Genomic DNA, 12,939 nt, shown 5'->3' with positions numbered 1-12,939 from the left:
GCGACGCGCTCAGCGCTGCCGTGCGCGTATGTCTGTGATCGATTCGCCGCCCCAGCCCCAATTGTCCGTATCGATTTCCTCGATCACGACAAAAGTGGCCGCGGGGTCCTTGTGCAACACGCGCACCATAAGATCGGTGGCGCCCTTGATCAACTCGTTCTTCTGTTCACGCGTGACACCTTCGCGCGTCACCTCAATTTTGATGTACGGCATGATGCACTCCTTTCAGTTGCCCCAGGTTCGACGGGGTGTACTACCAGCGGCAGACAGTCGTTCCGCCATCCACAGGTACCGCAGGGCGTCCCGCTGTCTGTCCGGCTCCCATGTAACTCACTATACTTATGCCACTCGCGTCGATAAATACGCCCATGTCGAATTCATTTGATACGCCAAGTAATGAATAACCCGCGGATCGTCGAACGAACCAGTAAGCGCCAATTCGACGACTTGATGCTCGGCAGCATCGAGTTGTTCTGTCTCGCGGCGGAACTGGAGAGCTTTACGGACGCCGCCACCGCGGCCGGCGTCACGCCTGCGGCGGTGAGCCGCTCGGTGTCGCGGCTCGAGGAGCGCCTGGAGGTGCGGCTCTTCGTCAGAACCACGCGCCGTATCCGGCTGACCGACGCGGGCAGGACGTACTACGAGCGTTGCCGCGAGGCGCTCGGACAACTCCTCGACGCCGAGCGCGAAGCGACCGGCCAGCAGTCTGCCGCCGCCGGCATGTTGCGCATCAGCATGCCGACCCCCTATGCGCACTATCGCGTGCTGCCCATCCTGCCGGCGTTCCGCGAGCAACATCCGCAGGTGCGGGTCGACGTCCACATCAGCAATCGCAACATCGACTTCGCCGAGGAAGGCTTCGATCTGGCGATTCGCGGCAGCGCGCCGGGCGAATCGAATCTGATTGCCCGTAAGCTCGAAGACGCGGAACTGGTCGTGGTGGCCAGTCCCGCTTATCTGTCGCGAGCCGGAACGCCCACGTCGGTCGACGACCTCACGCACCACGAATGCATCCAGTTCGACCTGCCGAGCAGTGGCCGCAAAATTCCCTGGCTCTTCAAAAGCGGAGAACAGGTGCAGGAGCATTTCACCGGCGGCGGTTATTCGAGCGCGGGCGACGTACTCGGTGGCGTGACGTTGGCGCGCTGCGGCGCGGAACTGTTCCAGACGTATCGTTTCGTGATTGAGCGGGACCTGGCGACTGGCGGTCTGGTGGAAGTGTTGCCGGCGTTCGGCGGCGCCTCGCGGCCGTTCGTGCTGCTCTACCCTCACAAGCGCCATGTGTCCTTGCGGGTGCGACGCTTCGTCGATTTTCTCGTCGAGACGCTCGGTTCCGCCCGGCGCGACGACACCACCTCGCCCCTCCCCTGAAGGCTGACCGGCGATGGATCGAATCGATGCGATGAAGGTATTCGTCTGCGCCCTCGACGAGGGCAGCCTTGCCGCGGCGGGCCGGCGCCTCGGTCGCTCGCCCGCCGCCGTGAGCCGGGCCATTGCGTTTCTCGAAGCGCACGTCGGCATGGCGCTACTGCATCGCACCACGCGCACGATCAAGCTGAGCGAAGCCGGCGAGCGTTACGCCGCCTCGTGCCGGCGAATCCTGACCGACCTCGAAGAAGCCGATCTGATGATTGCCGGCGAACGCGCGGCGCCGCGCGGCACGCTGACGCTGACCGCGCCCGTGGCCGCCGGTCAGGACTTTCTGCGTCCGTTGCTCGACGAGTTTGTGGACCAGTATCCGGAAGTCACCGCGCGCCTTTACCTGCTCGACCGCCCCGCCAACCTGATCGACGAAGGGATCGACGTCGCGCTGCGCATTGCTCACCTGGCCGATTCGACGCTAATCGCGATGCCGGTTGGCGAAGTACGCCGCGTGGTGGTTGCCGCACCGCGCTATCTCGCCAAACACCCGCGCCTCAAGGAACCTGGCGATCTCGCCCAGCACCGGATTATTTCGATGACGCATTTCGGCGTCGATTCGTGGAGCTTTCCGTCGTCGAACAATTCCGCCGCGCCGCAAACGGTGCACTTCACGCCACGGCTGATCGTCAACAGCGTGCAAGGCGCGGTGGCCTCCGCCGTCGACGGGCACGGCGTCACGCGGCTCTTTTCGTATCACGTCGCCGAACAGGTCCGCGAAGCGTCGTTGAAGATCGTGCTGACCGGCTACGAGCAGGCGCCGCTCCCCGTTCATCTGATCACGCCGCAAGGCCGTCTCGCGGTGCCGAAAGTCCGGGCCTTCGTCGACTTCGCGGTCCCGCGTCTGCGCGCCCATTTCAGCGCGCTCAAAGCGATCACCGACTCGGATTGAACCGCCGCGCGGAAGAATAGCTGCCGCGCGGCGGCGATTCTCTCGCCGCGTGTTTGTTCGTAAACTGCTCGCCATGGGTAACAGCTGCGGCCAAACCTGGCTGCAACGCCAAACGCATGGAGCAGGCAATGGACTCGGAACGGAACGTGGTGCTCATCGCCGGTGCGCAGTTGCGCGCCGGATCGCGGGGGGCGTTATGAATCAGTCAGCCAATGTGGCGGCCCTTGGGGCCGGGCCCGCGAACGCCGTCAGCTACGCCGCACGAAACACACTCTACTGGCGCCGCAACCTGTTCATTTGCGTGTTCGGCTCGTTTACCACGCTCGTCAGTTTGAGCATGCTGCTGCCGTTTCTGCCGCTCTACGTGCAGCAACTCGGCGTGACGTCGCAGGCCGCGATTGTGCAGTGGTCGGGCGTGGCGTTCGGCGCGACCTTTCTCGGCACGGCCGTCACGGCGCCGCTCTGGGGACGCCTCGCCGATCGCTACGGACGCAAGCCGATGCTCGTGAGGGCGGCAGTCGGCATGGCGATTGTGATGTCCCTGATCGGCATGGCGCACAACGTGACTGAACTGGTGGTGCTGCGACTGCTGGCCGGATTGATTGGTGGCTATGCCTCGGCGTCGATTGTGATGATCGGCACCCAGGCGCCGCGCGAACGTGCGGGATGGGCACTCGGCATCCTGTCGACCGGCTCGCTGGCCGGCAGTCTCGTGGGTCCGCTGGTCGGTGGTGTGCTGCCATCGTTGATCAGCATTCGCAGTACGTTCTTTGCCGGCGGCGCGATGATCGCCGTTGCCGCCCTGCTGACGATCCTGTTCGTACGCGAGGATTTTCACCCTGGCTCCGATGCCAAAGCACACGCATCAACCCACGCCACGGCGCCGAAGCTGGCCAATCGTACCGTGATGGTCACGCTGCTGCTTACCGCGATGATGGTGCTGCTCGCCAACATGTCGATCGAGCCGATCATCACCGTCTATATCGCGCACCTCAATGTGCCGACCGACCATCTGGCCCGCACCGCCGGTATTGTGATGGCGTGCTCGGCGTTCGGCAGCATGCTGACCGCGGCGCGGCTTGGCGCACTGGCGGATCGGATCGGCAGTTGGAACGTGATTATCGGTTGCCTCGTGTTGACCGGGCTCGTGATGGTGCCGCAAGCATTCGTCACGCACTGGTGGCAACTGGCGGCCCTGCGCGGGTTGATGGGCATGACGCTGGCCGGTCTGCTGCCGTCGATCGCGAAACTGGTCCGGCACACGGCCACCGAAAGTCAGTCGGGAACGATGCTCGGGTATCTTCAGTCGGCGCAATTCGCTGGTCAGGTTGTCGGACCGCTGATCGGTGGCGTGATCGGCGTCCATCTCGGTCTGCACGCTGTGTTCTTTGTCACGGGTTCGTTGTTGATTGCCTGCGCCGCGCTCGGTCAAGCCGTGCGCAATCAGCCGACGCACGCATGACGGCCTCCTGCGTGTTTTTCCGCGTCGAAACAATACCGCCGCAGGGTACGCGCGCTACCGGACTACAACGCCGGCGGTCTCGGCGACTGGGACGGATGCTGCGTTGCTTGGGGCGGTTGTTCTAGGCGTCGAACGTGGACGCCTTAGGGCTTTTGAACGCCTTGGGTATGCGACTTCGTAGCGCAGCGGTATTCGTCGCTTATTGCCCGATATCAACTGCCTCTGAAAAGGGCTCTCTGCCGCGAAGCCGGCGTGAGGGCTCCGTTGTGTGCAGATGCACGGCGTAGGTGTCCCAAGGCAATTTAATGCCCTGCTCTGATCCGTTGGAAACCTGAACCAGAATTCGCCCTACCTCACCACGGTGATAACCGCCATGGGTCACGACGTGGGTCAGCATCGCTTCACGCGTCATATACCCGTTGTCCCCATCGGTGAACGCGAAGGGTACAGATTCGGACAGCATGGCCGGCGCGACCGTCCCTACATAGTCGAGGTACCAGTGATCCGTAGCCGTGAGGCCAGCGCGCAGTTCCGGGAGCGTTGGGGTGTCGGGTGTATTGTCCGACGCGAAGTGATGACTTTCACCAATGAGATGCGCCGCGAAGATCCTGTTCACTACCAGACAATGATTCATGAGCCGGGTAGCAAGATGAAGTTCCGCCGGATGATGCTCGGCGCTCAATCCATTCATTGCGTCCAGTCAAAGGGGCATCGACGCGCCGCCACGCTTGGCAGCAACGCGTCAATGGTCTCTTCAGCGCGTCTATGCGACTTGCCGTCGCTCCTGGCGAATCAGTTCGGCTCGACAACCAGTCGCTGGGCGGTTTTTGCTCTTGCGCTTGTCGTGTCTTTGGCGGGCTTTTGTTTGCGCTGGCTGACCTTCGTTATCGTAGGCTGGGCTTTGGCTTGAGCTTCGGCTGCGATCTGTGCGGACTCTTCAAGAAGACGCGTCGCACGGTTTGCGGTGATGCGGCTTTGAGCGACACCCTTCGCATCCAGCGCGATCACCTGGAACAGCTCGCGGTCGCAAGTGAGATCCTGCTGATACTGCTCGCCAGTGTGGACGAGTAATTCAAGCAACGTGTTCTGGCGTCGGCGTTCCTCGATCGTGATGGCAGGATTCCTACATATTGTGGCCGCAAAAGTGACAAGCGTTTCCAGTTGACTCAATTGCCGGCTGCAGAGATTGAATGCCTGCAAAGCAAGCTTTTCGTACGGGAGTGCGTCGACAGGTGGACGTGAAGCGGGTTGGGACCGAAGCGGACGTTCATTCTGCCGCACTGACCGGCGTCGAGATCGCGTGGTTTTGCCGCTCGCGTTGCCACGGCGTGGCCGGTCGCAGATATTCGATGGGCAGCGACGACAACGGAACTCAGCCTGTGCGCACGATAGTCGCACAGGCTGGTTGTCTATCAAGTGGGAGTAGAATCCCCGCCAGGAAACATCATTCGCTAGTCGATTGACTATTAAAGCCCTGTTTTTTTACAGGGCTTTGTATTTTGTCTTGAGCACCATTTTTGGAATTTCCCCATGGAAATTAAAGTCAACTTTCTCGATAAGCTACGCCTTGAAGCCAAGTTTGATGACTTCACGGTAGTGGCCGACCAGCCTATCCGTTATAAGGGCGATGGCTCGGCGCCTGGTCCCTTCGATTATTTTCTGGCCTCATCGGCCCTGTGTGCAGCTTACTTTGTGAAGTTGTACTGCGTAACTCGCAATATTCCTACCGAAAATATCCGCCTGTCACAGAATAATATTGTCGATCCGGAAAACCGGTACCAACAGATTTTCAAGATTCAGGTTGAGTTGCCGGCGGACATCTCCGACAAAGACCGCCAGGGTATTTTGCGTTCCATCGACCGTTGTACGGTCAAAAAAGTGGTGCAAGCCGGACCCGAGTTTGTAATTGAAGAGGTAGAGAACCTGGATGCCGATGCTCAGTCCTTGCTGACGTTGAAGCCGGCTTCTGACGCCAGCACCTATATTACGGGCAAGGATCTGCCGTTGGAGCAAACCATCGCCAATATGTCGGGCATTTTGGCGGGCTTGGGCATGAAGATTGAAATCGCTTCGTGGCGCAATATCGTTCCCAATGTGTGGTCGCTGCATATCCGCGATGCACACTCGCCGATGTGTTTTACCAATGGCAAGGGAGCGACCAAAGAAAGCGCGTTGGCGTCCGCGTTGGGAGAGTTTATTGAGCGCCTGAATTGCAACCATTTCTATGGCGGTGCGTTTTGGGGTGAAGACATCGCCAACTCGGAGTTCGTACATTACCCGAACGAGCGCTGGTTCAAGCCCGGCCGTAAGGATGCGCTGCCGGCTGAGATTCTGGATGCGTACTGCCTGGAGATTTACAACCCGGATGGGGAGTTGCGTGGCTCGCATCTGATCGACACTAACTCCGGCAATGTGGAGCGCGGTATCTGTTCGCTGCCGTTCGTGCGGCGGTCGGACGGCGAAGTGGTGTACTTTCCGTCCAACCTGATCGAAAACCTATTCCTCAGCAATGGCATGAGTGCCGGTAATACGCTGGCCGAAGCGCAGGTGCAATGTCTGTCCGAAATTTTCGAACGGGCGGTAAAGCGCGAAATTCTGGAAGGTGAAATCGCATTGCCTGATGTGCCGCACGAAGTGCTGGCGAAGTACCCTGGCATTCTGGCCGGGATAAAGGGATTGGAAGAGCAGGGCTTTCCGGTGCTGGTGAAGGATGCGTCGCTGGGTGGGACTTACCCGGTGATGTGCGTCACCTTGATGAACCCGCGAACAGGCGGTGTCTTTGCCTCGTTCGGCGCGCACCCAAGCTTCGAGGTAGCGCTGGAACGCAGTCTCACGGAATTGCTGCAGGGGCGTAGTTTTGAAGGCCTGAACGATTTACCTCAGCCCACCTTTGTCAGTAACGCTGTGACGGAACCAAATAACTTTGTTGAGCACTTCATCGATTCCAGCGGTGTGGTGTCGTGGCGCTTTTTCAGCGCCAAAGCGAATTTCGAGTTTGTTGAATGGGATTTTTCCGGCCAGGGTGAAAACTCCAATGCCGAGGAAGTGGCAACCTTGTTCGGCATTCTCGAAGACATGGGCAAAGAGGCGTACATGGCGGTGTATGACCAACTGGGTGCTGTTGCCTGCCGGATTCTGGTGCCCGATTATTCGGAAGTTTACCCGGTAGAGGATTTGATCTGGGATAACACAAACAAGGCGCTGTTGTTCCGCGCCGATATTTTGAACGTGCATCGCCTGGACGATGCCGGCCTGGCTGCTCTGCTTGAGCGGTTGGAGAACAGTGAGTTGGACGAGCACTCCGATATTGCCACTTTGATCGGTATCGAATTTGACGAGAATACGGACTGGGGGCAGCTAACAGTTCTCGAGTTGAAGCTGCTGATTCATCTCGCCTTGCGGCAATTCGAGGCTGCGCAAGAGTTGGTGGGAGCGTTCCTGCAGTACAACGACAACACGGTCGAGCGCGGATTGTTTTACCAGGCCTTGAATGTGGTGCTGGAGGTGCTGCTCGATGACGATCTGGAACTGGACGACTACGCCCTCAACTTCCGTCGGATGTTTGGCAATGCCCGGATGGACGCGGTAATGGGGTCGGTGGACGGCAGCGTGCGCTTCTTCGGGTTATCGCCAACGAGTATGAAACTGGAGGGGCTCGATAGGCACCAGCGCCTGATCGACAGCTACAAAAAATTGCATAAGGCGCGGGCCAATGTGGCGGCTACCGCCAGTTAGGGTTACGAGTCATGGCTGGATGCGATGATGCCTTTCATCTCCCGTAGCGCTTTGCTCAATGCATCACGATGTAAATGGGGAGTCTTTTGACGGGCTGGGGACGGAAAGACGTAGCGACCCTTACCGGTAATTGACTGCGATTCGTTCAGCACAGCGATCGCCTGCTTTGGCAATGGCACGATGTGATCGTGCCATATTTTCATCCGTTCGGCTGCACGCTTGCGGGCGATGGCGCGGCGAGCGTTGCGCGCCTCTGACACGGGGCTTCAACAACGCATTGCCGGATTCTTCAAGATTTGGGAGGCACCAATTCTTCTAATAAGGCCAATGTCCGCAGACAGAACTCGTTGCCCGCGGCGCGTTCCGCATCCGAAAAGCGGGCGATCGCAGGCGCGATCGACGACTCTTCCGCAAGCGTGACAATCGCCTTTTCAACGATGTCGAGGCCCTTCCTGGTCAAATGGACGATGAAACCGCCGTTGTGACTCGGGTCTGCCTGACGTCCTACCATGCCGAGTTTCACGAGACGGTCGATCTTTTTGGTCACTGCACCGGAGGTGACGAGTAGTGCGCGATACAAGTCGGTCGGGCGCTTTGCGTACGGGTGACCGCCGCGACGTAGTGCCAGCAGCACACGCATGTCGGACCCGCTAATATCGCCCAGGCCCTGGCACATTTTGTCGAACGCCTGTTCCACGAGTGTGCCGAGCCGCATGAAATAGATCGCGAGCAGGAAGTTGGAAAGATTGAGTTCGCTGTGCTCACTTTGCCATTGCCGCGTAATGAACTCAACGTGGCTGTTACGAGGGACATTCGATGGCCCGGAAGCGTTCGAGTGCTCCGCTACTGCCTGCTTGCGGGATGGGGGAGGCGCGGGTCGCTTTGCGGCGGCGATGCTCATCTCGATGACTTCCTTGGCTAAAGGGCGCAGGCTAAAAGGATCCGATTACGAACTGAAGGGCGCAGCGCCTGCACACAGTGACGTGCTCGAGGCGCCGCGCTTGCATGGCTATGCCGCTTGTACCGCGTGGCGCAACGCGTCGGCTATCTGGCGCTGAGCCAGGGTCGCCGCGTCGACTTGACCGCGCATACTGTAGAACGTATGTAGCATGCCGAGGTAGCGCACGCACGTCGTCGGAACACCCGCTTCGGCCAATTTCCGTGCGTAAGCTTCGCCATCGTCGCGCAAGCCGTCACACTCGGCGGTGATAACGATGGCCGGCGGCAGCCCCGCATGATCGTCGGCGAGGAACGGCGAGAGCTTCCAGGTTGTCGGTGTCACACCATGATCCAGAGCGTACGTGCGAAATGCGTGCTCGACATCGACCTTGCGCTGCACGAAGCCTTCGGCGTAGGTGGATAGCGAGGTCCCCTGCTGCCGGGCATCTGTCGCCGGATAGACGAGTGCCTGGGCGAGAATGCGAGGTTTGGCATGCTCCCGCGCCAGCAGGCATACCGCTGCTGCGAGATTGCCGCCGGCCGACTCGCCGAACACGGTCAAACGCTCGGACGGAAGCCCCAGCTTGTGCCCGTATTCGGCGACCCAGCAGGTCGCGGCCCATACATCGTCCAACGCCGCAGGAAACGGATGCTCTGGCGCGAGGCGATAGTCGACGCTGACCACCGCCAGTCCGGAGTCGTTGGCCAGATGGCGGCATACCGCGTCGAAACTGTCGCGATTGCCCATCAGCCATCCGCCGCCGTGAAAGGCCATCGTGACCCCTGTGGCGTCTTTCGGATGGTAGATGCGTACAGGGATGCCGGCGTCGGGACCCGGAACTATGAAATCGACAACCTTGTCGATATGAGGGCCGGGCTCACGTGCTGCGGTGCGTGCGGCCATGCCCGCGCGCGCCTCTTCGGGGCTCACCTCCGCCATACCAGGTTTTGCTGCGGCGTTTGCAGCGATAGCCCGAAGCGACGGGTGGATGTGGTTTTGAGGAGAAGAAGACATCGCTGGTTTTCAGGGAGTCGGGGTTGATGAGGGAGCGAACGTAATGGAGGGAATGGCGGCAACGACGCCAAGGCCGCCGTCGACAGCGATGATTTCACCGGCCATATGAGCGCTCAGGTCGGACGCAAGGAACAACAGGTGACCCGCGATTTCTGCCGGCGTGGCTGCCCGTCCAAGCGGAATCGCGTTACCGACTCTCGCCCAGGTCGCTTCGTCCAGACGCTGATTCAGTCTCGGCGTACGGACGAAGCCCGGAGACACTGCATTGATGCGCACATTGTGGGGGGCATACTCGGCACCCGCGCAGCGTACGAGGTGATGCAATGCCGCCTTCGCGGATGCGTAGGCAACCTCGTTCGGCACCGCGAGTTCGCCGGCGAGCGAGCCAACGAACGCAAAGGTGCCGCCACCATCGGCCTTCATCATTTCGCCGCCAATCTGAATCGCGAGATAGGCATGGCGGACGACGATATCGAATTGCTGGTCCCACGACGCATCGTCGACGGCAGCGAGCGGTTTGAGCCCCGCCACACCGATGATATCGACGACGCCATGCACGCGGCCGAAGTGCTGGTGCGCCGTGTCGAACACCCGTTGCATGTCTTCGCGAGATGTTGCATCCGCCGTGCACGGTATTCCGTCCACGGCCTCTGCAATTTTCCGTGCCAGCGTCTCGTCACGGTCGACGCAGAGTACGCGAGCACCGGCCTGCGCCAGTGCATGAACGGTTTGTTCGCCGATACCCTGCCCCGCGCCAAGCACCACAAAACCGCGACCGTCAAGTCGCAGCAGGGACAGGTAGTCCGGAACATCTTGATGGGTATTATCGGTCACGTGAGTATCCTTATTCGGCTGTCACGATGTTGCGATGCGACGGAATCAGCTCTTGCCAGGCTGTACCGTCCACGAGTTCCCGATCGCAGGCGCTCACGCCACGGAGGTCGAGACCGAGCGCGGGTGGTTGCTGGTTCTCCGCCACACGCTTGACGGCATCGAGAAGCACACGGCGTACGCGTACGACGGCCTGGTCGGCGGGCACCAGATGTTCGCGCGAGCGATCGTAGAGGGGGCCCTGAGACAGCCCGATCGCTGCATCTTCTACCTCGACGCCGCGCAAGCCTGTCCAGTTTTCCTTCATCAGTTCGCGGTTCTGGCCGAACATATCCGCCACGCTTGCCGTGAACTGGCAACTCTTGCGGTCATAGTACCGAGGGTCATTCAGTCCGAGCAGCTCGATGATCTTCTCTTCAGTCACCGGTGCGTCGCCGTGCACGATGATGTAGGTGCTCGTGTGCGTGTCGTCTTGAGGGACCTCGAGGACGGTGAACTGAAACGCGGGAGCAGGAATGATGCGGCCGTAGGGGACAATGAATGGCACCACGCGTGCGTTCTGGACTTTCGGATCATTTGTCTTGCGCAACGCAACGTAGTGGAAACCGAAGGTTGTCTCTTCGATCTTGAGAGCCGGTTCCAGATCATTGGACGCAAGCGCGGCGGGATTGACTACGTCCGAGTTCGGCGTGAACTCGTCGTCCTTCCAGCCGGGGCGCGCCATATTGGTGTGCAGAACGCCGACGTGCGAGCTGTCCTCTCCACCTTCCACCAGTTGCAGATAGTTGCAGTGGACGTTGACGCGCAGCACGACGCGGTGTTTCGGGTCCGCATCCATGAACGCGTAGCGAGAAAACGCCGGCTGCAACTCGCGCGGGCCGACATATGCCCAGACGACGCCGCCTTCCTCGTGCACTGGAAAGGCGGGTGCCTTCATCCGTGTCGCGTACTTCGGATCGGCGTGGTTCGGCGTTTCCAGTACGGCACCAGAGACGCTGAACTTCCAGCCGTGATAGAGGCAGCGGATACCGCCTTCTTCCACGCGGCCGAGCGCGAGCGACGCGCCGCGATGCATGCACAGCTCTTCCAGAAAACCTACCTTGCCCTCGGTGTCGCGGAAGGCGACATAATCCTCGCCGAGAAGGCGGACTCGCAGCGGCGCGCAGTCCGGATGTGGCAGTTGGACCGAGGCGCACACGGGGTGCCAGTAGCGTCGCATCAAGGCGCCGCCCGGCGTGCCCGGGCCGACACGGCAGAGAGTCTCGTTGTCTTTGTGGCTCAACATATAAAGCTCCTTAATTGACTTTCGTTATTGGCTGCGCTCTGCGCGCGCGCCATGAGACGAAACGATCCGATGGTGGGGAACAAGAGTGCGCCAGTCTTCGCCCGCACCGATTTCACCGGACACGCCAATTGCACTGCCCGCGTCCGCTCGTAGCGCGGGTATTTCCTGCTTGTCACGGGCCGCCCGGGCGTAGGACAGCAAGCAGCGCTGAAGACGGCTGATCGCGAGGTCGGCGGTGGAGAGCATCTCCTGCGACCGGTCGCGAATCGCACCGCTCGACACGCTGCACGCGGCGTCTTCCTGCGTGATGCCGTCAAACCCCGTGAAGTGGCCGTTGCGCTGCTGCGCGCGGTCCTGGCGGTAGCCATTGGCAACCGACATGGCAGTCGGAGAGTCGCAGGTGTCGATCGTCATGCCGTATTTGCGCAGCGTCGAGTCGTCCAGGCCCACGAACGTGAGTTGCTCATTGCGCAACGGTTCTTCGCCAATGCGTTTTTCGGCATCCCACCACACGTGGTACAGGAAACAGCGCTCGTCGCTGATCGGAACGATCGCAAGCCAGACATCTCCGTTCGCGTTGGCGATGAAGCAAGGCGCGATGAACGAGGTGACGCGTGCGATACGCTGACCCTGGCCTTCGCGGATGGCTACGTAGTGGAAGCCGAAGTCCGTCTCGTCTGCCTCGATTTTGGGAGCCGCGTCGAACTGCATATGCGAAGTCTTCTTCGCGTAGTCGAGATCGGAGTCGTTAGTCCTCGCCAGTGCGGAACTATGCAGAACGGTCAGATGCGACGAATCGACGAGACCTTCCATCACCTGCACATAATTGGCGTTGATGACCGCGCGGGCGTTGATGCGGTGCACGTCCGGCTGATCCATGAAGGCCCAATGCGGGAACGGCGGCTCTTCATCCTTCGGACCCAGATAGCCCCAGACAATGCCGCCCACTTCGCGCACCGGGTAGGTTCGGCCCTTGATCCGTTGCTTGAATTTCGGGTCCTCGACATTAGGCGTTTCAAGGACAGTTCCATCCACCGCGAATTTCCAGCCATGGTAGATGCAGCGCAGGCCGTCGCCATCCGCGCGGGCCAATTGCATCGATGCGCCGCGGTGCAGACAACCCTCTGCAAAGAGGCCGGGCTGGCCTTGCTGGTCGCGCCACACGACAAACCGCTCACCCAGCAGTTCAATGGTCTGCGGATCGCCATTCGCCTCCGGCATATCCGACGACTGGATCACGGGCAACCAGAAGCGGCGCATCGCATCACCCATGGCGGTACCGGCGCCAACACGGCACATCAATTCGTTATCTTGCTTGTTCAACATGTCGATCCCTCGCTACGATGTTTGGCAGTGGGTGA

At 60.4% G+C, this 12,939-nt stretch carries 13 protein-coding genes; 4 read left to right on the top strand and 9 right to left on the bottom strand.

The genetic code is table 11. From position 1 onward, the window contains the following. Positions 1-9: 9 nt before the first annotated feature. On the bottom strand, positions 10-213 hold the full coding sequence (locus M0D67_RS10425) for a 4-oxalocrotonate tautomerase family protein (RefSeq protein WP_171926473.1): 204 nt from the start codon (positions 211-213) through the stop codon (positions 10-12). Positions 214-396: 183 nt separating this feature from the next. Here M0D67_RS10425 and M0D67_RS10420 point away from each other — a divergent pair, with 183 nt between their 5' ends. From M0D67_RS10420 to M0D67_RS10410, 3 genes are all read left to right on the top strand, one after another. Beyond that, positions 397-1,371 carry a LysR family transcriptional regulator gene (locus tag M0D67_RS10420; RefSeq protein ID WP_266238757.1) on the top strand — a complete coding sequence of 325 codons (975 nt, stop codon included), beginning with the start codon at positions 397-399 and terminating at the stop codon, positions 1,369-1,371. A 13-nt stretch (positions 1,372-1,384) separates the two neighbouring features. Then, complete coding sequence (locus tag M0D67_RS10415; RefSeq protein ID WP_266238756.1) at positions 1,385-2,311, top strand: LysR family transcriptional regulator; 927 nt, start codon at positions 1,385-1,387, stop codon at positions 2,309-2,311. A gap of 196 nt (positions 2,312-2,507) precedes the next feature. Further along, the gene (locus M0D67_RS10410; protein WP_266238755.1) at positions 2,508-3,773 is read left to right on the top strand and encodes an MFS transporter; all 1,266 of its coding nucleotides are present in this window, start codon (positions 2,508-2,510) and stop codon (positions 3,771-3,773) included. Between the two features lie 199 nt (positions 3,774-3,972). On the opposite strand, the gene M0D67_RS10405 is transcribed toward M0D67_RS10410, so the two are convergent. Both M0D67_RS10405 and M0D67_RS10400 read right to left on the bottom strand, forming a co-directional pair. After that, positions 3,973-4,464, bottom strand: a complete 492-nt coding sequence (locus M0D67_RS10405) for a DinB family protein (RefSeq protein WP_266238754.1) — start codon at positions 4,462-4,464, stop codon at positions 3,973-3,975. A gap of 101 nt (positions 4,465-4,565) precedes the next feature. Beyond that, positions 4,566-5,054, bottom strand: coding sequence for a hypothetical protein (locus M0D67_RS10400; RefSeq protein WP_266238753.1), 489 nt, complete (start codon positions 5,052-5,054; stop codon positions 4,566-4,568). A gap of 249 nt (positions 5,055-5,303) precedes the next feature. Here M0D67_RS10400 and M0D67_RS10395 point away from each other — a divergent pair, with 249 nt between their 5' ends. Beyond that, positions 5,304-7,508, top strand: a complete 2,205-nt coding sequence (locus tag M0D67_RS10395) for an OsmC domain/YcaO domain-containing protein (protein ID WP_266238752.1) — start codon at positions 5,304-5,306, stop codon at positions 7,506-7,508. A gap of 2 nt (positions 7,509-7,510) precedes the next feature. Here M0D67_RS10395 and M0D67_RS10390 read toward each other — a convergent pair whose 3' ends face one another. From M0D67_RS10390 to M0D67_RS10365, 6 genes are all read right to left on the bottom strand, one after another. Continuing rightward, positions 7,511-7,768, bottom strand: coding sequence for a hypothetical protein (locus tag M0D67_RS10390; protein ID WP_233468820.1), 258 nt, complete (start codon positions 7,766-7,768; stop codon positions 7,511-7,513). A gap of 29 nt (positions 7,769-7,797) precedes the next feature. Then, positions 7,798-8,409 carry a MarR family winged helix-turn-helix transcriptional regulator gene (locus tag M0D67_RS10385; protein ID WP_266238751.1) on the bottom strand — a complete coding sequence of 204 codons (612 nt, stop codon included), beginning with the start codon at positions 8,407-8,409 and terminating at the stop codon, positions 7,798-7,800. 108 nt (positions 8,410-8,517) lie between these two features. Beyond that, on the bottom strand, positions 8,518-9,387 hold the full coding sequence (locus M0D67_RS10380; protein ID WP_266238750.1) for an alpha/beta hydrolase: 870 nt from the start codon (positions 9,385-9,387) through the stop codon (positions 8,518-8,520). Between the two features lie 84 nt (positions 9,388-9,471). After that, the gene (locus M0D67_RS10375) at positions 9,472-10,296 is read right to left on the bottom strand and encodes an SDR family NAD(P)-dependent oxidoreductase (RefSeq protein ID WP_266238749.1); all 825 of its coding nucleotides are present in this window, start codon (positions 10,294-10,296) and stop codon (positions 9,472-9,474) included. Positions 10,297-10,306: 10 nt separating this feature from the next. Beyond that, positions 10,307-11,578 carry a Rieske 2Fe-2S domain-containing protein gene (locus M0D67_RS10370; RefSeq protein WP_266238748.1) on the bottom strand — a complete coding sequence of 424 codons (1,272 nt, stop codon included), beginning with the start codon at positions 11,576-11,578 and terminating at the stop codon, positions 10,307-10,309. 24 nt (positions 11,579-11,602) lie between these two features. Beyond that, positions 11,603-12,904 carry a Rieske 2Fe-2S domain-containing protein gene (locus M0D67_RS10365; RefSeq protein ID WP_266238747.1) on the bottom strand — a complete coding sequence of 434 codons (1,302 nt, stop codon included), beginning with the start codon at positions 12,902-12,904 and terminating at the stop codon, positions 11,603-11,605. Positions 12,905-12,939 lie beyond the last annotated feature (35 nt).

Origin of the sequence: Paraburkholderia sp. SECH4, from assembly GCF_030511745.1 — a bacterium.
Classification (GTDB): domain Bacteria; phylum Pseudomonadota; class Gammaproteobacteria; order Burkholderiales; family Burkholderiaceae; genus Paraburkholderia; species Paraburkholderia madseniana.
Note: the sequence above shows the minus strand (reverse complement) of the source record. Positions and strands in the feature narration are given on the sequence as shown.

Bases quoted from the DNA above. Each gene is read 5' to 3' on its own strand.
- M0D67_RS10425 (WP_171926473.1), bottom strand. From the start codon at position 213: ATGCCGTACATCAAAATTGAGGTGACGCGCGAAGGTGTCACGCGTGAA.
- M0D67_RS10420 (WP_266238757.1), top strand. From the start codon at position 397: ATGAATAACCCGCGGATCGTCGAACGAACCAGTAAGCGCCAATTCGAC.
- M0D67_RS10415 (WP_266238756.1), top strand. From the start codon at position 1,385: ATGGATCGAATCGATGCGATGAAGGTATTCGTCTGCGCCCTCGACGAG.
- M0D67_RS10410 (WP_266238755.1), top strand. From the start codon at position 2,508: ATGAATCAGTCAGCCAATGTGGCGGCCCTTGGGGCCGGGCCCGCGAAC.
- M0D67_RS10405 (WP_266238754.1), bottom strand. From the start codon at position 4,464: ATGAATGGATTGAGCGCCGAGCATCATCCGGCGGAACTTCATCTTGCT.
- M0D67_RS10395 (WP_266238752.1), top strand. From the start codon at position 5,304: ATGGAAATTAAAGTCAACTTTCTCGATAAGCTACGCCTTGAAGCCAAG.
- M0D67_RS10385 (WP_266238751.1), bottom strand. From the start codon at position 8,409: ATGAGCATCGCCGCCGCAAAGCGACCCGCGCCTCCCCCATCCCGCAAG.
- M0D67_RS10380 (WP_266238750.1), bottom strand. From the start codon at position 9,387: ATGGCGGAGGTGAGCCCCGAAGAGGCGCGCGCGGGCATGGCCGCACGC.
- M0D67_RS10370 (WP_266238748.1), bottom strand. From the start codon at position 11,578: ATGTTGAGCCACAAAGACAACGAGACTCTCTGCCGTGTCGGCCCGGGC.
- M0D67_RS10365 (WP_266238747.1), bottom strand. From the start codon at position 12,904: ATGTTGAACAAGCAAGATAACGAATTGATGTGCCGTGTTGGCGCCGGT.